Source organism: Alteromonas sp. DY56-G5 (genome assembly GCF_041414725.1).
In the GTDB taxonomy this organism is placed as follows: domain Bacteria; phylum Pseudomonadota; class Gammaproteobacteria; order Enterobacterales; family Alteromonadaceae; genus Alteromonas; species Alteromonas macleodii.
Window position 1 is genome coordinate 71,691 of sequence record NZ_JANHZQ010000013.1, and the last position, 19,847, is coordinate 91,537.

At 44.5% G+C, this 19,847-nt stretch carries 18 protein-coding genes; 8 read left to right on the forward strand and 10 right to left on the reverse strand.

The window, feature by feature from the left end; all coding sequences use genetic code 11:
* The 5 genes from NO989_RS08865 to NO989_RS08885 form a co-directional block, all read right to left on the reverse strand.
* Positions 1-1,422, reverse strand: coding sequence for a TolC family protein (locus NO989_RS08865; protein WP_371342402.1), 1,422 nt, complete (start codon positions 1,420-1,422; stop codon positions 1-3).
* Positions 1,423-1,602: 180 nt separating this feature from the next.
* Positions 1,603-1,821 (reverse strand): hypothetical protein, encoded by a 219-nt coding sequence (locus NO989_RS08870; protein ID WP_371342403.1) that lies wholly within the window; start codon positions 1,819-1,821, stop codon positions 1,603-1,605.
* Positions 1,818-2,063, reverse strand: a complete 246-nt coding sequence (locus NO989_RS08875; protein ID WP_371342404.1) for a hypothetical protein — start codon at positions 2,061-2,063, stop codon at positions 1,818-1,820. The genes NO989_RS08870 and NO989_RS08875 overlap by 4 nt, the downstream gene beginning before the upstream one ends.
* 235 nt (positions 2,064-2,298) lie before the next feature.
* Positions 2,299-3,387, reverse strand: coding sequence for a carboxylesterase (locus NO989_RS08880; protein ID WP_170870507.1), 1,089 nt, complete (start codon positions 3,385-3,387; stop codon positions 2,299-2,301).
* An 84-nt stretch (positions 3,388-3,471) separates the two neighbouring features.
* Positions 3,472-4,212 carry a glutathione peroxidase gene (locus tag NO989_RS08885; RefSeq protein ID WP_014950446.1) on the reverse strand — a complete coding sequence of 247 codons (741 nt, stop codon included), beginning with the start codon at positions 4,210-4,212 and terminating at the stop codon, positions 3,472-3,474.
* A 225-nt stretch (positions 4,213-4,437) separates the two neighbouring features.
* On the opposite strand from NO989_RS08885, the gene NO989_RS08890 reads away from it, so the two are divergent.
* From NO989_RS08890 to NO989_RS08905, 4 genes are all read left to right on the forward strand, one after another.
* Positions 4,438-5,133: an AAA family ATPase gene (locus tag NO989_RS08890; protein ID WP_014950447.1), complete on the forward strand. Its 696-nt coding sequence runs from the start codon at positions 4,438-4,440 to the stop codon at positions 5,131-5,133.
* Positions 5,093-5,416, forward strand: coding sequence for a replication protein RepA (locus NO989_RS08895; RefSeq protein WP_371342405.1), 324 nt, complete (start codon positions 5,093-5,095; stop codon positions 5,414-5,416). The genes NO989_RS08890 and NO989_RS08895 overlap by 41 nt, the downstream gene beginning before the upstream one ends.
* A 128-nt stretch (positions 5,417-5,544) precedes the next feature.
* Positions 5,545-7,677, forward strand: coding sequence for a diguanylate cyclase (locus NO989_RS08900; RefSeq protein WP_371342406.1), 2,133 nt, complete (start codon positions 5,545-5,547; stop codon positions 7,675-7,677).
* Positions 7,678-7,695: 18 nt separating this feature from the next.
* Positions 7,696-8,013 carry an ADP-ribosylglycohydrolase gene (locus NO989_RS08905; protein WP_371342407.1) on the forward strand — a complete coding sequence of 106 codons (318 nt, stop codon included), beginning with the start codon at positions 7,696-7,698 and terminating at the stop codon, positions 8,011-8,013.
* 97 nt (positions 8,014-8,110) lie between these two features.
* On the opposite strand, the gene prsR is transcribed toward NO989_RS08905, so the two are convergent.
* Positions 8,111-9,472 carry a PEP-CTERM-box response regulator transcription factor gene (gene prsR / locus NO989_RS08910; RefSeq protein ID WP_371342408.1) on the reverse strand — a complete coding sequence of 454 codons (1,362 nt, stop codon included), beginning with the start codon at positions 9,470-9,472 and terminating at the stop codon, positions 8,111-8,113.
* 75 nt (positions 9,473-9,547) lie between these two features.
* Positions 9,548-11,638, reverse strand: coding sequence for an XrtA/PEP-CTERM system histidine kinase PrsK (gene prsK / locus NO989_RS08915; protein WP_371342409.1), 2,091 nt, complete (start codon positions 11,636-11,638; stop codon positions 9,548-9,550).
* 57 nt (positions 11,639-11,695) lie between these two features.
* On the opposite strand from prsK, the gene NO989_RS08920 reads away from it, so the two are divergent.
* Positions 11,696-11,821 carry a hypothetical protein gene (locus NO989_RS08920; RefSeq protein ID WP_371342410.1) on the forward strand — a complete coding sequence of 42 codons (126 nt, stop codon included), beginning with the start codon at positions 11,696-11,698 and terminating at the stop codon, positions 11,819-11,821.
* Between the two features lie 40 nt (positions 11,822-11,861).
* On the opposite strand, the gene NO989_RS08925 is transcribed toward NO989_RS08920, so the two are convergent.
* Both NO989_RS08925 and NO989_RS08930 read right to left on the reverse strand, forming a co-directional pair.
* Complete coding sequence (locus tag NO989_RS08925; protein ID WP_371342411.1) at positions 11,862-12,986, reverse strand: beta-ketoacyl-ACP synthase III; 1,125 nt, start codon at positions 12,984-12,986, stop codon at positions 11,862-11,864.
* A gap of 299 nt (positions 12,987-13,285) precedes the next feature.
* Positions 13,286-15,088 carry a choice-of-anchor I family protein gene (locus NO989_RS08930; protein WP_371342412.1) on the reverse strand — a complete coding sequence of 601 codons (1,803 nt, stop codon included), beginning with the start codon at positions 15,086-15,088 and terminating at the stop codon, positions 13,286-13,288.
* Between the two features lie 413 nt (positions 15,089-15,501).
* Here NO989_RS08930 and NO989_RS08935 point away from each other — a divergent pair, with 413 nt between their 5' ends.
* The gene (locus NO989_RS08935; RefSeq protein ID WP_014999295.1) at positions 15,502-16,299 is read left to right on the forward strand and encodes a M48 family metallopeptidase; all 798 of its coding nucleotides are present in this window, start codon (positions 15,502-15,504) and stop codon (positions 16,297-16,299) included.
* A gap of 93 nt (positions 16,300-16,392) precedes the next feature.
* Here the strand turns inward: NO989_RS08935 and NO989_RS08940 are convergent, their stop codons facing one another.
* Positions 16,393-17,235, reverse strand: coding sequence for a mechanosensitive ion channel family protein (locus NO989_RS08940; RefSeq protein ID WP_370243811.1), 843 nt, complete (start codon positions 17,233-17,235; stop codon positions 16,393-16,395).
* Between the two features lie 780 nt (positions 17,236-18,015).
* On the opposite strand from NO989_RS08940, the gene NO989_RS08945 reads away from it, so the two are divergent.
* Together NO989_RS08945 and gshB are read left to right on the forward strand one after the other, a co-directional pair.
* The gene (locus NO989_RS08945) at positions 18,016-18,744 is read left to right on the forward strand and encodes a 16S rRNA (uracil(1498)-N(3))-methyltransferase (protein WP_371342413.1); all 729 of its coding nucleotides are present in this window, start codon (positions 18,016-18,018) and stop codon (positions 18,742-18,744) included.
* 137 nt (positions 18,745-18,881) lie between these two features.
* Positions 18,882-19,835 carry a glutathione synthase gene (gene gshB, locus NO989_RS08950; protein ID WP_371342422.1) on the forward strand — a complete coding sequence of 318 codons (954 nt, stop codon included), beginning with the start codon at positions 18,882-18,884 and terminating at the stop codon, positions 19,833-19,835.
* The last annotated feature ends 12 nt before the right edge of the window (positions 19,836-19,847 follow it).

The following is a 19,847-nucleotide window of genomic DNA, read 5'->3' on the forward strand; positions in this document are numbered from 1 at the left end:
CTACTCTTTATTCGAAAAATGGGCGTGAGTGGGCAGGTACAAATAAGCAAGTGACGCCAATGTTCTGGCGCGCTCTATGTCGATTTTGAGTAAATCATCCTGTACCTGTACTTGCTTGAGGTTGGCATTGACAACATCACCGATATCACCTGTGTCTGTGGTATAAGCTGTCAGTTCAGCTTCAGAAAGTTGCTGTGTTTCTCCAATTAACGCCGTTTCATAAAGCGCTTTGCGCTCACTTAGCGCCGACAAGCGTGATTTAAGCACCTCTGCATTCGCGGCAAGCTCGTTCACTTTCAAGCGGAAGTCCGTTTCAGACGCACTCATTTTGGAAGCCGCCGCGGCTATTGAAGCGTCTTGACGAGATTTATTGAAAAGCGGAAGGTCTACTTGAACACCCAATGACACAAAGTCAGCCCGGCTCGCACCATTTTGCGCGTCTTGTCTGTATCCATAGCTTGCTTCAAATGCCCACTGAGACTTAGTTTGCTCTCGCGCTATGTTCACATTTTGCGCTTCTATCTGGGTCTGAATTTGAAGCAGCATAGCCTCAGGATGATGCTGTAGTATTGAAAAAGGCTCACTGCTATCAATAACCGTTAAGAACGAAGAAAGGCTTAGGTTGCTGTCGTTTAAGATAGCATCGAGCTCGATACGCTTTGGATAAGAAAGCGTTGATTCTTGCGTTGATTGAGCCAGCGGTGCGCTTACAGATTCATCTAGCGGCGCACCAAACCATTTTGAAAGTGCCGATCTCGCTTCATTTTTTTGCTGGTAGGCCTGCACATATTTGTCGTCTAGTGACAACAATGCCAAGCGCACTTGCAGTATGTCTTGTTGCGCCGCTGCACCAACGCCTTGACTGTATCTGGAGTCAGTAAAATCGAGTAGCTGTGTAAGCAATGATTTCTCTTTGTCCAATAATCCAATGCGACGTGTTGCATAGACCCAATCTAACCAGGTAAGGGTAACCTCACGTTTAAGCCACGCCTTTCTCGCTTGGCTCTCTACCGACATTTGATCAGCCATAACCTGATACTTTTGCTGGCTGTAGAGGTTTTCATCGCCTCGCGGTAACTGCTGCTTCAAACCAACTTTAAATTGCGTCATAGGCTCTTGGTCAAATACGAAGCCGTCGGTAGGCAAGTTTTGTACAGACGCTGAAACCTGAGGATTTGCCCAATATGATGACGCTTCAGCTTCTGCATTAAAGCGATCCTTTCGATGCGCATTCCCTTTAAGCAAAGGGTCGTATTGAATAGCTAACTGCAGCGCTTGTTCCAGGCTTAGGGTCTGCGCGACAACGGGCTTATTAGCCATCAAAAAAGAAGAAAGCACAAAAATTAAGGCGAACAAAGCGCTTACTTTACAAGGTCTGTTAGCGCTTTCGTTCACTTTTTTGGGTACCGAATAGTTGCTCATGTATAACATCACTTTTCAGGTGTAAGGCGTGTTGACGTTGCCCCGCTCTTCGCTAAATTCGACAAAGGGGATTAGCAAAAAGGCTTACCACGCGTTACATAGATAAAAGATTAGAGACATCTCAAAACGACGTCGTGACATAAAAACGTCTCTGCTGCGAAATAAATCCGCGAGATAGATCTATGCTGTGAAAAGTGACTTAGGTGGGCGAAACTGCCCGAAGTGAGGAGATGAGCGCTGCCCCAGTATAGGTGCAGTGGCAGCCATTCTGGCTACCGATATTTCGGTTTCAACGGTAGGCTGAATAAGCGCACTCGCGCTAAGATTAAAACAGTGATCGGCTGGGCAATTACATTCATCCTTGCAGCAAGACATGTCACTCATCTTCGATGCTTTCACGCTATTACGCCTGCATCGCTAACTTGTACGCCGTCGAACTGAGCGGGTTTGCTCTTGCTGTTTTTAACACTTAAATCCGCATGTTGTGATGACAATTCTTGGTGCTGACAATGTGTATTAGCATACTCAGGCATTCGAACCTGATGGTTAGCATGAGCAGCATCCGACTGCGGTGTCATCACCGACATTGAATGGGCATGTTCGTATGAATGTTCGATAGATACAGCGCTACCTGACGACACGAGGGCCATCATTAAGAACAGTGTAAGGATAAACGAACTTGCATTCGCCGACCTATACCGTTTGCGCGTTAAACCAATCCGAAACTTTCTCAAATACTGTACTCAAAATATTGCTGTCTATTGTGCAACGAAATAATAGCGTGATGTAACCAAGCAGTAAAGCCAGCCGTTAATTTCGCTAAGCTAGGGCCTGTTGACCTTTGTTGTACACCAAAGGTCAACAGGCCCCAGTAACTTATTCAAACTGAGACAGGTAATCTCGCAACATAAGGCCCATGGTTGAAAATAGCGGGTTTGCTTTAGGTACCGCACACTCTTCTTGCTGATTAACCATGCTTGCGTTGAAATTCATTTTATTGAGCAAACTTGTATTCACAACTAAATCTGCATGGCACAACCCGTACGATTCATCGATAACGAAAAAGGTATTCGGACCTTTACTTGCGTCCATTAACTGCTCTATGCCGAGAATTGGCGTGGTTACATCAGCTTGAGAATGAGCGGCAAATAGCGGCACTTCAATTTGCTGTCCTTCCTCGACTTTGTCCCGAATGATGTTTATTAAATCCATCAATTCCAACCCTGCTAAACCTGCCACATTTGGATACTTGTAAGGGTTGGGGCCATGAGTTTGATAGGTTCCATCAATAATTCTGGCTAAAAGTTTAATGCCCCAAATTCGAGACATACTTTCAGCATTATCAGACAGCGCCAGCGCGCCAGAAAATAGCATAAGACCATCAATATTATTTACTTCGCTTCCTGTACTATCCAGATAATGTTCAACCGCCAGCGCACCACCTGTAGAGAAGCCACCTACAAGCAAAGTATCACCCATGCTATCAGCCAATTTAATGACTTCATCAACATGCCCCTGCCAGCGCTCAGCTAAATCCCAGTCAGACATGTCATCGTCGGCATCTCGTTTACCATGCCCAGGCAAAAGCGGCACGACTACAGTGAAACCCTGTTCAAATAAGATGTTGGCGATTTCACGCATGAAGAAAGGTGAGTCGCTTAAGCCGTGGATAAGCACTGCCACCTTGCTGCTTGATTTGTTGGTCAGCATGAAAGGCGAATTGCCTTCATTGCGCAATACGTTGCTGCATACCGAAAAACGATTGAGTGCCGTTTCTCTACACGGCTGGGTTTGGCCCCACTCTTTTTCGTAAAATGCTTTGAACTGATTTTGAAGGTCTGAAAAACTTCTGCTTTTCATTTCGCTCGTATCGGGTATAGATAAATTTGCGGCTATAGCCATATTTACACCTAAAAGCGCAACAATACCTATGAGCATTTTTACAAAAAACTTCGATGACACTATTATTCTCCGCTACGGATAATTAATAAAAAACGGGAGCAGTTTACCATGCTCCCGTTTCTTGTGACGATTAATACGTATATTACGTTAGCTAAAGTAAACCTCTAGATCGTCAGAACCACCGATATGTTTACCACCGATAAAGACCTGCGGCACAGTTTCACGACCGCTAATCGCCGTTAAGCTGGTTAGTGATGCATCTTTGCCCAACACGATTTCTTCGTACTCGTAGCCTTTTTCATCAAGCAGTTTTTTCGCTTTAGCACAGAAAGGACAACCCGGCTTTGTGATAATAGAAACAGGTGCGTTAGTTTGCTCCTCTGGCGCAATGTAAGCCAGCATGGTATCTGCATCCGACACCTCAAACGGGTCGCCAGCTACATCAGGTTCAATAAACATTTTGTCTACCACGCCATCTTTCACTAGCATCGAGTAACGCCAACTTCTTTTGCCGAAACCCAAATCCGCTTTATCGACTAGCATACCCATGCCATCGGTAAATTCTCCGTTACCGTCGGGAATAACGGTTATGTTAGCGGCTTCTTGATCTGCGGCCCATGCATTCATAACGAAAGTATCGTTTACCGATACACAAACAATCTCATCAATGCCGTGTTTCGCAAACTTTTTCGCTAAAGCGTTATAGCGAGGCAAGTGGGTAGAAGAACAGGTTGGTGTAAAAGCACCTGGAAGTGAGAAGACCACAACATTTTTGCCAGAAAATAATTCATCTGTCGTTTTCGTTACCCACGTCTCACCTTCTCTGCACGGAAATGAAACGCTAGGTACTTTTTGGCCTTCTTTGGAAGTGAAGCGACTTTCTGACATAACAACCTCTTATCGGTAATCTCAATTATAAAGTAAGAAGACTAGAATGAGTTTTTGCACAAATCAATAGGTATTGTCTTACATTCGTTAATATCGATTTTGATGCTGAACCTAGCTGATAGCCTGCCTATGCTTTGAGTGGAGGTTAGGTACGGTCGTGACACCATTCACGACCCACCGTAACGCTCAGTATTTTAACATAAGCGATATTCGAGGGTTATCACCATGATTATTTTGGTTGGTGGAGAAAAAGGCGGTAGCGGAAAGAGCTGCCTGGCACAAAACATTGCAGTGTATCTTCGCACTGAAAAAGGTGCCAAGGTGTTAATGGTCGACTGTGACCCGCAGCGAACAACCTCAGACTGGATCCAAGAGCGTAAAGCTAACCCTCGTCTCGCTGAAATTAACTGTGTTCAGTTATACGGTAAAATACGTAACGAATTACTTAGCCTGCGTCAGTATTACGATTACGTTGTAATAGACTGTGGTGGACAAGATAACCTAGCGCTTCGCTCGTCAATGGCGGTTGCTGACCATATACTGATTCCACTTAGACCCAAACGTCGCGATCTCAAAACGGTACCTCACATGGAAGATATTTTATCTACCTGTAAAATGGTTAACCCGAAAATGAACGCCGCGTTCGTTATCACACAGTGCCCTTCTCTACCTAGCCTGGCAAACCGTATTCTAGAGGCAAAAGAAGTGTGTCGCTCATTTGGTATTCCCGTCCTAAACTCTGTTACTTTTAGTAGAAACATGTATGACGATTCAGAAGAGTCAGGGCAGTCAGTTATTGAGAGTGAACCAGAAGGTAAAGCGGCCACAGAAATAAGAACCTTGTTTGAAGAGCTACTAGCTGGCAAAGTGGAGGATGCTTATGAGTTTACTCAACCTCAAAAAGTCGAAGCCGTTAGCTAAGCCCAATCTACGAACTGTAGAAGATTTTATCGACGATGCGCTGCTTTATGCCCAAGGTAAAGTGGATAAAAAGCAACCATCGGCGGCAAAAAACGATTTAAAAGACGTTCGTACAGACCGCGTCGTGCCGATAAGAAAGCCTGCAAAATCAGAAGGTATGCGACATGCTACCTTTACGTTAACACCGCAATGTATTGAAAAACTTGCAAACATTGCCCAAAAGACAGGTAAAGCCAAGTCTGCACTGATTCGAGAGTGGATTGAAAATAACAGCACAAATTAGACTAAAGTATAAATCCAAATACGTATTTCATTCGTTTTATCCTTCACAATAATAATGTTGCCTTGGCGTTAGCCTACTGGGATACTCACCGACAGCATGTTCTGACAGCGTATAGGAGATACAATCGAATGGGCCGTGAAGGATTTAGCACAGTGCGCGTGCTGGTGTGTGCCCTGCTAATTGCTGTGCATGGCGCACAGGTAAAAATGGTAGAAGCGTTCGAGCTTTTCAATACCGAGATTGCTGATGTCGAGAACCTTTTAAATGCCAAGCAATATGCTGACGCCGATAGCAAGGCACTGTTGCTTTTAGAGCAAGCGCTACAACAGCAACAAATGTCTGCTGATACATTTTCTGCCCTCGGACTCTTACTTCAAAACGCATCGCGTTTTGAGGTGTCAAAAGCCATTTTTAATGCCGCCTTAGAGCGCTACACCACAGATGGTGAATTAAACAAAATGGCGTCAACGCTATTACAACTAGCCACCTCAGAAAGACACCTCTCAAATTATTCCATTGCACTGACTTATGTGCGTCGCGCTATGTCTATTGCTCAAATTGAGCGTAATGAATTACTTAAGGCTAAATTGAACCTTGAGCTAGGCATAATTCAACAAGAACAAGGCGAAATTGAAACCGCTTTGGAGCCGTTAAAGCAAGCGCTACGTTATTTTCGTGAAAATAACATGGCCAGTGAAATGAGTGTTACGTTGCTGCGCATCGGTGAGATATACAGTTTGCTCAACCAAGCTACGTTGGCTCATACCTACTACCAAGACGCTTTCGACAGTATCGAGGAAACACAGGAGACCCGATTACTTGGTGTGATCAAAACTCGTATTGGTGCCCTGTCTCTCAAAACAGGCTCTGTAGACCAAGCGATAAGAGCAATTAACGAAGGTCTTGAACTCCTGCTATCCACCTCTGATGTAGGGGCCATAGCCGAAGCAAAAATGCTATTGGGAAGAGCATTGGTTGAAAACGGCGATACGGCTAAAGGGCGAGAGTTATTGCAAGAAGCCATGCAATTTGCCGATTCATCGGGTCAGGCAAAATTAGTCAAAGAAGGCAGACTCGCTTTAGCGCAAGCCTATATGAAAGAGCAGAGTTTCGAATTAGCCTTAGAAGAGGCCCGCACGGGTACCATTGACGCGAGAAAAAATAGAGACCTTAGAGGACAGCTTAGTTTTCTGTCGTTACAGCTAAGCGCCTTTGTATCACTAGGCGAATTCAAAAAAGCCCTAGATATTCAATCTGTTATGCAGCAGCTGCGTGAAGTACTACTTGATTCAGAAAACAAGTCTGCCATTGAAGGCCTGCAGGCTGAGATTGAGCTTGTGAGGCAATCTAGGACGTTGGAGAAACTGGAAGAATCCAAGCAGCTGGCGTTAGCGCAAGCTGAGCGAGAAAACCTGCAGACGACTCTTTTTTGGAGCATATCATTAGCAGCGTTACTCTTGACGTTTTTAGTGTGGAGCCGCTACAAACAACGTCAGCAAACGATTATTTTGCGCCGAGAAGTACGCCAGCAAACACTCAATCTTCAAGAAAAAAATCAAGAACTGGAAAGAGCCTATAAAACGCTAGAAGAGGTAAGCCTGCGCGATCCGTTAACGGGTTTGTACAATAGGCACTACCTCGAATCGCAGCTTCCCGGTGAAATAAGGCGCAGCCAGTTCTCGGCAAAACAAAGCCCCAGTACAGGAAAGACGAAACAAGACTTACTTTGCTTACTTATTGATATCGACCACTTCAAGCGCATCAACGACGACTATGGGCATATTGCCGGCGATAAAGTGCTATCAGCGTTTGCCAATGTCCTCAAAGAGGTGTTCAGACAAACGGATTTAATCATTCGATGGGGAGGCGAGGAGTTTCTTGTGGTTTGTCGCCAATCCACTCGTGAAGAGCTCCCTGAGGTTGCCGAGCGCTGCCGAGAAATGGTCGCAAGCACCCCTTTTGATATCGGCTTAGAAAAACCAATCAATATTACTTGTAGCATTGGCTTTTCGCTGCTTCCTCCAGATAGAGAGAAAGACTTTGATACCGCGTGGAAACGTACATTCGCTGTTATCGATTACGCGCTGTATGCCACTAAGTTATCAGGGAGAAATGGATGGGTTGGCGTAATCGAAACGCTTAAAACTCAAAGGGAATACCCCACTCCACTAGATACGAAGTTTAATTTTCCTGGTTCGAGAATTGCCACATCGTTCAACAACGTGGCAAGTATCAAATGGCCGGAGACCCTCGAGAAATAGCAGTAGAGGAATAGAGATATGTACAGAGGAAGCTGCAGCTGCCAAGCAATTCAATATGAAATTGATCATATCGGAGAGCTTGACGCCGATGACGAAACGCTAAGCCATTCAGATACCAGTGAACTGCGCGTTACAATTGAAAAAGAGCAGCTAGTTATTGACTGTGCACCGTCAGCGCTAGCGGAACTACACGAGGCTAATGACGAAACCCACCACGTGTGTAATATCTGTGGAAGCGTCATTTTCGTTGAGCGAGGTTGCAATAAAGTGTCGGTTGACGTGACCTACAGCGGCCACGACGTGTTAGCAGAGTCTCACCGCCAATTTGTGTTCTAAGTGAGTTGAAGGCAGTAAAGGTCGTCGAGAACACTTGTCGATGAGTTAAAGCAGGGTGAGAGGTGCGCCTCCCACCTGTATCGCATTAACGCCCTTGCTAATCGCTGTTTTTAATATCTTCCATATGATATTTGTCGATAAGCGAATACAGCGTTGGACGGGTCACCCCCAACAATTCTGCCGTCTTTGACATGTTTTTATCTGCTTTTTGATAAGCTCTTCGAATAGCGCGACTTTCAGCAATTTCACGTACTTCCCGCAGATTTAACGTCTCGGGCTCATCAACATCATCTACCGGCATTAAACCTAAATCATCAGGTTGTATTACTGTACCTTCCGCCATAATAACGGCTGACTTCAGTTTATTCTGCATTTCCCGGATGTTGCCGGGCCACTTGTGTGCAAGCATGGCGTTAACTGCAGATTCCGAAAAGCTCTTCGCTTTTGCTTTGAATTCTTCGCGATAGATATTTAAGAATGTACGTGCCAGTAAAATAATGTCTTGGTCTCGGTCACGTAAAGGCGGGATCATGATTGGCATTTCTCCCACTCGGTAATACAAATCTTCCCTAAAAGTTTCCTGTGCCACCATCGCTTGTAAATCGCGGTGTGTTGCACAAATAACGCGGATGTCTACGGGAATTTCATTGCGCCCACCAACGCGCTCTATCACCCGTTCTTGTAAAAAGCGAAGCATCTTTGCCTGCAGACCAATGGGCATATCACCAATTTCATCTAAAAACAGTGTGCCGCCTTGTGCTGTTTCTATCTTGCCGACGGTGGTTTTGTTCGCGCCAGTAAACGCCCCTTTTTCATAACCGAACAACTCGCTTTCCAGTAAGTTCTCTGGAATAGACGCACAGTTAATAGCAACAAAAGGTTTGTCTTTTCTAGGGCTGTGTTCATGAATACTGCGCGCGAAAACTTCTTTACCTGTGCCACTTTCACCAAGTAACAGAGTGCTTATGTCGGTATTAGCAATTTTCTCAGCGCGACGTACCACTTTTTGAATAGCTTCGCTGTTACCCACTATTCTGGACATGCCAGAACGGGTGCGGGCAAGAATGCTATTCTCATGCTCTAACTTAGACAGGTTAAGCGCACGGTGCACCAATAATTTGATGGTATCTGAATCGATAGGCTTCTGATAAAAATCGTATGCCCCAAAATCGATTGCTTTTAATGCGTGTTGTTTATCGTTATTACCTGTAACAACGATAACTTTGGTTCTAGGCGCTAGCGCAATGATGTCGTGAAGAATACGCAAACCTTCCGACGCATTCGCTGGATCTGGCGGAAGCCCTAAATCTAGGGTAACAACCTTAGGTTCAAAACGACGGAGCTGGGCTATGGCAGATGTGTGATCGTCCGCAAAAACAACGTTGTAATCGGTAAGGCTCCATTTAAGTTGCTTTTGGATACCTAAATCATCATCTACTACCAAAATGGTATCGGTCATTTCATCATCCTATTATTCTACTTCATCCATCGAAAGGGAGTGGATTTGATAATATCCACTTTTTAGTTATACACCCTATCCTATCGGAAAATACAGCGTAAAACAGCTACCGCGTCCAGGTTCACTTTGAACAGTTAGTTTGCCACCGATAGACTCGATATATGTTTTTGCATCATATGCACCAATACCCATACCAGCATTCCCTTTCGTGGTATCAAATGGCTTGAATAGTCGCTCTTCAATAAACGCTTTATCCATACCTGACCCTGTATCTTCTATCAAAACTAGCTGCGTTTTGTTGTCAGAATTTCCAGTAATCACCACGTCGACTTCTCCGTCATCTGCGGTTGCCTGCTGAGCATTGCTGATTAAGTGATAAAGAACATTGGCTACCTTTTCCCGGTCAACGTTGACGGCGGTTTCTTTCAACACATGCACAGTCGGAAGTGGATTTAACCCCGAACAGCGATTGTTTACCACATCCTTAGCAAGCTCTGATAATAAAAACTCCGAGTTAACGCCTTCCTCAACCGCTTTTTTGTCTGTGAGTTGTTTAAGCATCTTTTCCATTCTCGCCTTAGTATGTTCTAAGGTTTCAAATGTGTCTTCAATAAACTCTGGGTTGTGTTTATGTTGCTGGGCATTGGCTAGGATTAAATCGACTTGGGCGAGCACGTTTTTTAAATCGTGTAGGACAAAGGCGGACATTCGGTTGAACGCTGCAAATTGAGCATTTTCAGCAACCACCTGCGCAGCCTCGTGGTGCTGCATGTAAGTGCCTACCTGCTCGGACACAGCGGTTAGGTAGTCTTTTACTTCCCAGTTGAGACTGATTTTTTCGTTATCACCTGACGCAAGAACAGCAAATCCCCATGGTTTTCCATCTTTTAAGAAAGGTACAAAAAGTTGATACCCCCACTTTTTGAGTGTGTCACGGTCTAACTTAAGCCCTTCGTAATCAAAGGGCTTAACCAAATATGCGTCTGTATCTATGATCCAACCGTTTTTATCACTGTAGGCTGCTAAGGTTTCTAAGATTTTACGGGTAGTGCTGCTTTCTTGTGAACTAGATGCCAGCTTATCGGTATCGGTATCGGTATCGGTATCGGTAGACACAGTATTGACGATAGGCGATGCCTCAGCTACACATTCAAACCCATTCTGCGTCACTTTAAACAGCAAACCAGATTCATACTGAATGGCATTGAGCATCCCCGTCAGGCCAGCATGATAAACTTCAGATGACGTATCGCCAGCACGGGTGAGCCATTGGGTTAATTTTACCCATTCAACGCGATAGTCAAACTGGTTTGCAAAGAAGTGTTTTGTGATGAAAACTTTTATCTTTGTGCGAAAGCCATTCGACAAAAATACCGTTGCCAGCAATGCGAATGACATGACAACCAGTATAATTTGAACCGTAGGCCCCCAGTTTCCGCCCATATAGTTGATGGCGTAGCCAACCACAGCCATCACAAAAAGATAACCGCCCGCCACTAACAATAGAGAACTGTGTAATACCACGTCTCGCGATATAAATATATCAATGCCCCAATGATGTATTCGTCGAATTGAAATAACGAGTAACGGCATTAACAAAAAGTAGATATAACCACGCGCCGCTATATAGCCAATTTCTACTTGGTTAACCATGGTAGCGTTTGCGTAGGTCACGAACTCAAACAGGTTGGTTGCACCCAGGTAAATAATAATAGGTTTAAACGCCCACTGTTCTCTCCCTGCTTGTCGATAGACGACTTCTAGAAGCACCAAGACTTCCAAGGAAAGTACGATAAGAATGAGAAAACTCCACGCTGGATTCACCACCAACAAATAAGGAGCAAGTAATGCGACTAACGCAGGGGCGATAATAATTAAGGTAACGGGGCGTTTTAAAACGTCGAAGATATTGTTGAAACTGGTCTGTATACAGCCAGCTAAGAAGAGAAGCCACGCAAGTTGTTTAAGAACATCTGCACTGAGTAACCAGCTTAGCGAGACAGCCCCAAACAGTGAAGTAATTAACGTAGTAGACCACAAAAATGTGGCCGCCGTTGCCAGTACCAGTAAGTGTTTAGCTACGCCGGGTTTGCGTACCGTTAACAGCAATAATAATAGGGCTAAGTGCGCCAGACTATTTAACCCATAGCCTACATCTGAAATCATCCTTTTTATCTCACCCTTATTATCTTTTTTTAGGAGATGTAATGCAGGAACACATCGATGCACCGTCCCTGCTCTAACGACACTGTGTATCAGTTAGCGACTTCTGTTGTTCTTACTCGCGATAGCACCACGCTAAACGTTACTCACGCCAAGCCGTGTTCAACCAACATTATGGGTGCTTAATATCAACCGCATGCGCAGGCATCGCCTGCGCTTAGTTAAGCTACCTTTTACGGATTACTAATGAGCCAATTGAGTACCCTGCACCAAAAGAGCAAAGCACACCCACGTCACCAGCAACCAGGTCTTCATGGTTCAATCCAAAGGCAATCACAGAACCGGCTGAGGCTGTGTTGGCAAACTCGTCTAGTACAATTGGGGCTTCTGTACGGTCTGCATCCCGTCCTAGTAGGCGTTTACAAATCAGCGTATTCATATTGATATTAGCTTGATGTAGCCACCAACGCTTAACGCCCTCTGGCGTAATGTCGTGACTAGCCAAATGCGCTTCAATATGCGCTGCAGCCAACGGGCACACTTCTTTGAACACTTTGCGTCCGGCCTGGTGGAAAAGCTTGTCTGGCCCATACGGGTCAACATCTTCGGCGCGTGTCATATAGCCAAAGTTCGAGCGAATATTATTTGAAAACTTCGTTAAAGCTTTGGTGCTTAGAACGTCGTACACGTGCTCGCTTTTAGCTGTTTCAGCGAGCTCTAGCACCGTTGCTGTTGCTACATCACCGAAAATAAAGTGACTGTCGCGGTCAGCATAGTTAATTTGAGGCGACACTAACTCTGGGTTAATAACCAATACGCGGGTCGCATTTTTCGCACAAAGCATTTCATAGGCACGGTGCATACCAAACGTTGCCGCCGAGCAAGCAACTAGCATATCAAAGCCAAAGCCTTCGATATTAAGTGCTTCCTGTACTTCAATTGCAATCGCAGGGTAAGCGCGCTGCGTGTAAGCACACGACACAATTACAGCATCAATGTCATCGGCAGTTACATTGGCAGATGCCATTGCTAACTTAGCCGCTTCGACGGCAATTTCTGCTTGGTGAGAAAGCTCGTCGTCTGCCCTTGGGGCAATCTTTGGCTTCATTCGAGTGATGTCTAAGGCACCCTCTTTCTGGTAAATGTAGCGACTCTTAATTCCCGATGCTTTTTCGATGAATTCTGCGCTTGAGTAAGGCATCGCAGCAACCTCACCTGCTTCGATTTGCGCTTTATTTTCTTCGTTAAACGCATCAACGTAAGCATTGTAACTATCTACAAGCTCTTCGTTAGTTATACTGTCTTTAGGGTGCCATACACCCACACCGCTAATCACAACTTGCTGAGACATAGGCATTCTCTATTTTTTATTAACACTACCGGTAGTATTAAGCATTGCGTTTCTTTGTGTCCTAAACGCATTAATACCAGTGCAATTGAGCCTTGCCGTATTCATATTCAAAAATACGACTGCGTTTTATGGGTTATAGCTTACCTCAATCCTCTAACGGTGTAACCATGGTGAACGCAAGGAAAGCTCTATTCCTCTGTTTAATTAATATAAAAATGGGATGCGATGGAACGTACTAGACAGCTAGAAATAAAAAACCCCGCTTCAAAGCGGGGTTTTAATATATTTAATGCAGAAACTTAGAGCTGGTTAATTTGCCACACCGTTACTGTACCGCTAACTTCGTTGCCTACAACAAGCAGAGGCACACCACTTGGGCTGTCTTCAGCGCTAACAAATACCAGGCTTTCCGGCGCTAGGTCACCTATAACGTCACTATTAGCTAGGCCTTCGGTAAGGTCACGGTTAATCACATATTCAGCAAATTGAACGTCGTAAGGGTTTGTTACGTCGTATACGAAAATGCCGCCCATGCGCTCTGTACCGATAAACGCGTAAGTGCGATCGCCAACTTGCCCCACAGTTAACGCTTCTGGCTCTGGCCCTTTATTCTCAGAGCGTGAGTCACCTGCGTTTTCATCGTCGCCGTTATTAAACTGCGCACCGTGAACTGAAGCAGTAATACGCTCAAAATCATCACCTGAATCGTATACGACTAAGCCGTTTTGATCCCAGATAGTGAACGAGCGAGCACCGTAGGTATAAGCTGCATCGTATTCGCCGTCTCCATCCGCATCGCCCATAGCTGAGGTCACACGAAGATTATCAGCTTCACCCGTTGCCTGTAGCATAGCTAGCTCAGAGTTTGCCGCAGCAGTAAGGTCTTCAACTTTAACTTCGTCGGTATAAACTAAGCAGCCCTCGTCTGCATCAAATGAGATGCCACCAGCGGCGGTACATGCAGCCTCATCAGCGGCTTCAAAGAAGTACTCGCGCGCGTCACCTTCGTTAGCTGTCACAATGAAAGTGGCACCTTTCCAAGTAAAGCTAGCAAGAGTATCTGGCTGATAAACACCATAAATACCCGTGTATTGTCCAAAACTTACGGCGTCGTTTTCTTGAATATCAATATTAAGTCCAGCCCAAGATTTGGTGCCTAGGCCAACCACATCTACCGTAAGCTCTTCCAAATCAATAATCGCTAGACCGTTGTTTTCTTGAAGACTTACATAAGCAACGTCATTAGTCGCCGTGATGTACTCGGGCTCAAGGTCCTTCGCTACCGTCGAAGTGATAGCCGTGCCATTGATGGTGCGCCCTGCGGGGTTAGGAAACATCATTCCCTGCGCCATCAAATCTGCTTCGGTACCGTTTAGAGCAGTAAAGCCAACGGTAGTCCCTGTTTCTTCAGGTTCACCGCTTGCAAGAATATTAATAACAGTAACAGAACCTTCAGGGTCAATTGTGTAATCGTCAGAAGGCTCACCTTCATTCGCCACCAACACCTTGCCGCCGTCTGGCGTAAAGGTAACCATATCAGGCAGTGCCCCAACTTCGACAGAGTCTAAAAAGGCAGGAGCAGAACTGTCTAAGCCGTTATAAAACAACACATAACCATTGTCAGTTTTTACGTCTGCTGGAACTGCAACAGCCATAAGGTCACCGCTTACTGCGATGCTTGTTACGCTGCCCAAGGTCACACCGTTGATATCGGCAGGCAGTGCGATAGTGGTTTGAGTAAGCGTTGTGTTGTTGATTGGATCCGCCATGGTGGCCGTTGATACACTTGACGCATCGATGACTGCGATAGTGTTATTGGCACTATTCGTTGCGTAAATAGTATTGGTTTCAGCGTGATACTGAACAATTTCTGCAGCCGTTTGATTACCTAGAAATGCACGGCCAACAATGTCCATCGCGATACCAATTGATGCATCCGTTCCATCGCTACCGTCTGTTCCAGGATCACCTTGCTCTCCCTGAGGCCCTTGTGCTCCTGTCTCTCCTTGCGCACCGTCGTCACCATCAAGGCCACATCCCGTGAGCGCTGCTGAAACTAAAAATGCGAGTAACCCATATTTAAACTTATTACGCACTGCCATTTGATTTCCTTTTTATTTGTATTTTTATCGTACGTTATGAGGTTCGAGAAATGCGATATTTCTTTACCCAGTACACCAGAAAATTTATCTAACTTCTATGTATAAATTAGAAACAGTTTATGACACAAATATTAAATAGGCAAAAGCGGGTAATTTTTCTATAACAAGAGCAGACATTTACGCTTCACTGACCACAATTGTAAGAATATATTTCAAGATTCTGATCCACATATTTGCCCAGGTGGCTAAAACAAAAGCCATGACACATGCTATCTATTTCAAAGGTATAGTTTTATTTATAAGCACTATCTGATACTAATATTGGAATTAAGATGTATAAACTGGATGGCAATGTGTTTTGTCGCGTGACGAGTGAGCAAAACGAAATATTCAGCTATTAAAAAGGATTAACCATGAAATTGAAATTCACCGCTTCGGCAGTCATTGCGGCAGCGCTTACCTTAACAGCCTGCGCAACATCGCCTACAGGAAGAAACCAAGTGTTGCTCTATTCTGAAACTCAATTGGCGCAAATGGGTGATCAAGCTTTCACTGGTATGAAAGAAGAGTTAAAGATTTCAAATAAAGCCGTTCAAAATACTTATGTAGAATGTGTAGCCAACGCCATTACTGCTCAAGTGCCTGCCAGTGTTTTCGATGGTCAATGGGAAGTTGTAGTTTTCGACGATGAACAGGTTAACGCTTTTGCGCTACCAGGCGGAAAGATCGGTGTATATACGGGACTACTAAACGTAGCAGAAAATCAGCATCAGCTTGCTGCTGTAATTGGCCACGAAGTGGGTCACGTTATCGCAGAGCACGGTAATGAGCGCATGTCTCAGTCTACCTTGATAAATATGGGGAGTCAGGCAGTGGGTCAAGTGCTCGCCGCGAATGAGGTTCCCCAGTCGGGCCCAATCATGGCCGCCATAGGCTTAGGTGTTCAGGTAGGTGTTCAACTTCCGTTTAGCCGAACCCATGAATCAGAAGCCGATGTTATTGGCCTACAGCTTATGGCGAAGTCGGGGTTCGATCCTAGACAGTCTGTGAACCTGTGGCAAAATATGGACGCGGCAAGTGGAGGCAATCGCCCTATGGAGCTGTTATCTACTCACCCCGCACCTCAGACAAGAATTGAGAATTTACAAGCGAATATGCCTGATGCGTACGCAGACTATCAAGCGACCGCGTATCGTCCAAACTGTCGCTAAAAGCATAGAAGTGTGACCTTGTGCGCACACCCCTTTCTAAGCCAAAAAAAACGCTGCGAAATGCAGCGTTTTTTTGTTTTTGCATCAACGAAATTATTCGCTGTCCGCTTTGTGTAGGTGTACATCCATTTGAGGGAATGGAATCGAAATACCTTCTTCATCAAAACGCAATTTAACGTTTTCAGTGAAGTCGAATTTAACCCCCCAGAAATCAGCAGAATTAACCCATGGACGAACCACGAAATTTACGCTGCTATCAGCAAGTTCAGACACTGCAATTTTTGGCGCAGGCTCTGCAAGAATACGCTCATCAGCGGCAACCATTTCTTCAAGGATTCTTTTCGCTTTAAGAAGGTCGGCGTCGTAACCAATACCAACAACCATGTCTACACGGCGTGTGTCTCTAGCAGAATAGTTAGTGATGTTGCCACCATAAATATTGCCGTTAGGAACAATAATTTCCTTGTTGTCTGGTGTATTCATCGTAGTAGTGAAGATGCCGATTTTAACGATAGAACCAGCAGTACCCGCTGCTTCAACAAAATCGCCAGCTTTAAATGGTTTAAATACTAATAGCATGACACCTGCAGCAAAGTTCTTAAGTGAATCTTGCAGTGACAGACCAATAGCTAAACCAGCAGCACCTAAAATAGCAACAAGCGATGTAGTATCTACACCTAGTTGATCAAGCGAAGCGACAATAACAAATAGCATTAAAATGGCGCTTAAGATGGCTTCTAGGAAGTCTACTAGCATACTGTCGTACTTAGACTTGGCCATTAGACGTCTAAATACAGATAAAATAGCTCCAACTACGATCCTACCAATTACATAAATCGCAATCGCCATCAAAATGTTAATACCCCATGGGATGGCGTAGTCGTTTATATACCTTTCAACATCGCTTGCAGAAAAAAGCGAGAGTTTTTCTTCCATAATATGGTCCTTGTCATGGTTAGTTGTGATTTGCTCAAATACGGTAGCAGCAATTTGAAATAAGACCAATACAATACAGGCTCAAACACACTAAATTTGCTCTAAAGTCTAATCTACATAGGTGATTGAAAGAGTTAGTATTATTCTAAAGTAGCGAAACATCAGTTCGATTTCTTTCACCACTTAGACTAAAGATTGATCATTTTTTTTCATTTGTCACACGCTTGTCACTCAACAAACGCATTATTTTTTCATTGAAGCTTGTGTGCACGTCGTGTTCTTTTCCATTTTATGGAAGTTACCGAGTTTTAAGGCATTTTTTTTGATGATTTTTTAGCCACAAAGTTTTAGACTAAAGCCTCATGAAAGTTGACTGTTCAGTACACCCTGCCAGTGTGTGTTGAACATTTTCATGAAGGAGCTTTAGCAAACTATGTCACGTAAAGGATTAACGCATGTTGCTTCTCATAACCCTCTTTTCGGTTGTTCTGTGTCTATTTTTATATTCACTTCGCACCGACAAAGGAAAACATACTAAGTATGCAAGAGCGGACTACCGCCCAGCACCTCAATCGAAGCCTTCATCCACTGTGTTGAAATCAACTTCGAGAAACTCTTCGCCAACAGCGGCGTAGAAAACGAGTCATGTGATTCTTAAATAGGCAGCATGCTGTCGTTTGTGTAAGTTTTTGCATTTTTACTTACGCGATGTCGTCGACAGCATTGCAACCTGTATCTACACACGTATTATACGCGTTAAAACTACACATCTAATTTGTTATGCGTATACCAAGAGTTTATTACCCCAATCCTATTCCGTTAGAACAAGAGTTTGAGTTAACCGAAGATGCTGGACATCACATCGCGACGGTATTGCGCATAAAGCCCAATCGACCAATCGTGCTCTTCAATGGCGACGGCAATGAATACAGTGCACAAATCATTAGCGTGCAGCGAAAAAAAGTAACCGTAGAAGCTGATGCTTGTTTATCATTAGCAAAAGAATCCCCTCTCCATCTGCATTTGGGTCAAGGTGTCTCTAAGGGCGATAGGATGGATACCGTATTACAAAAAAGTGTAGAGCTAGGCGTGACAGAAATAACGCCGGTCATCACTGAACGTTGTACGGTAAAGCTCGACGAGTCTCGTTGGGAGAAAAAAATTCAGCAGTGGCAAAAGATTATTTTCGGCGCCTGCGAACAAAGTGGCCGCAACATCATTCCCGTACTTAATGCGCCGGTAAGTCTTAACCAATGGTTGTCTTCATCCACCAATACCACAAGATTAGTGCTTGCACCTGGTGCAGAGCAAAGCTTGGCAAGGCAACCTTATAATGCTCAGGGTTTTCGTTTGCTAATAGGGCCTGAAGGCGGTTTATCTGAGACGGAAATTCATCAAGCTAACGAAAATGGTTATCAGTCGGTAAGTTTGGGACCACGAATTTTACGTACTGAGACAGCGGCGATAACCAGCTTAAGTATTCTACAAGCTCAGCACGGCGATTTTTAAGTCCGTTGTTGAAGCCTAGCTTTAAACTCGTTGGGTGATAGTGCTATAACTTGAAGAATTCAGGTGTGCCCCCATATAGAGTTGAACCAGCAGGGCCATCCGAGCCAGTATCTATCAACATTCAAGGTGAGAACATTATGCAATATACCGTTGGCGTAATTATGGACCCCATCGCGAGCATTAAGCCACATAAAGACACAAGTTTTGCGATGATGCTTGAAGCCCAGCGCCGCGGTGCAAAGGTTGTTTATTTTGAATTAAAAGACCTGTACTTAGACAATGGTAAGCCTATGGGAATAGGTAAAACCGTATCGGTAAAAGACCAAGCGACGGACTTCTACACCATTGAAGACGAATCTACTCTGCATTTAGGTGATATTGATGTATTACTTATGCGTAAAGATCCTCCGTTTGACAGCGAGTTTTTGTATGCAACTCAGGTATTGTCGCTAGCCCAGGACGCAGGGGCACTCGTTGTGAATAACCCTCAGGCACTACGTGACTACAATGAGAAATTATTTACCTCGTATTTCCCAGAGCATATCCCCAACACTTTGGTGACAAATAACCAAGCATTAATTCGTGAGTTTCACGCTAAACATCAAGACATTATCTGCAAACCCTTAGACGGTATGGGTGGCGCGTCTATCTTTAGAGTGAAGCCTGATGGCAATAACTTAGGCGTAATTATTGAAACCCTAACCAAGTTAGGGTCGCGTTACATGATGGTACAAGAGTACCTGCCAGAAATTAAAGATGGCGATAAACGTGTGTTAATTGTGGATGGCGAAGTGATGCCGTACTGCTTAGCGCGACTCCCTACCAAAGGGGAAACCAGAGGTAACCTAGCCGCTGGCGGCACAGGACGTCCGCAGCCAATATCGGATTCTGATCGCGCCCTAGCCGAAGCCATTGCGCCTAAGCTCAAAGAAAATAATATTTTATTTGTTGGGCTTGATGTTATTGGAAGTAAAATTACTGAAATAAACATTACCAGCCCAACCTGCGTAAGAGAAATAGAAGCAGCATACGATATCAATATTATGGGTGCGCTTTTCGACGCCATTGAAAAACGTTTAGCCAAGAAATAACGCAAGCTTGGC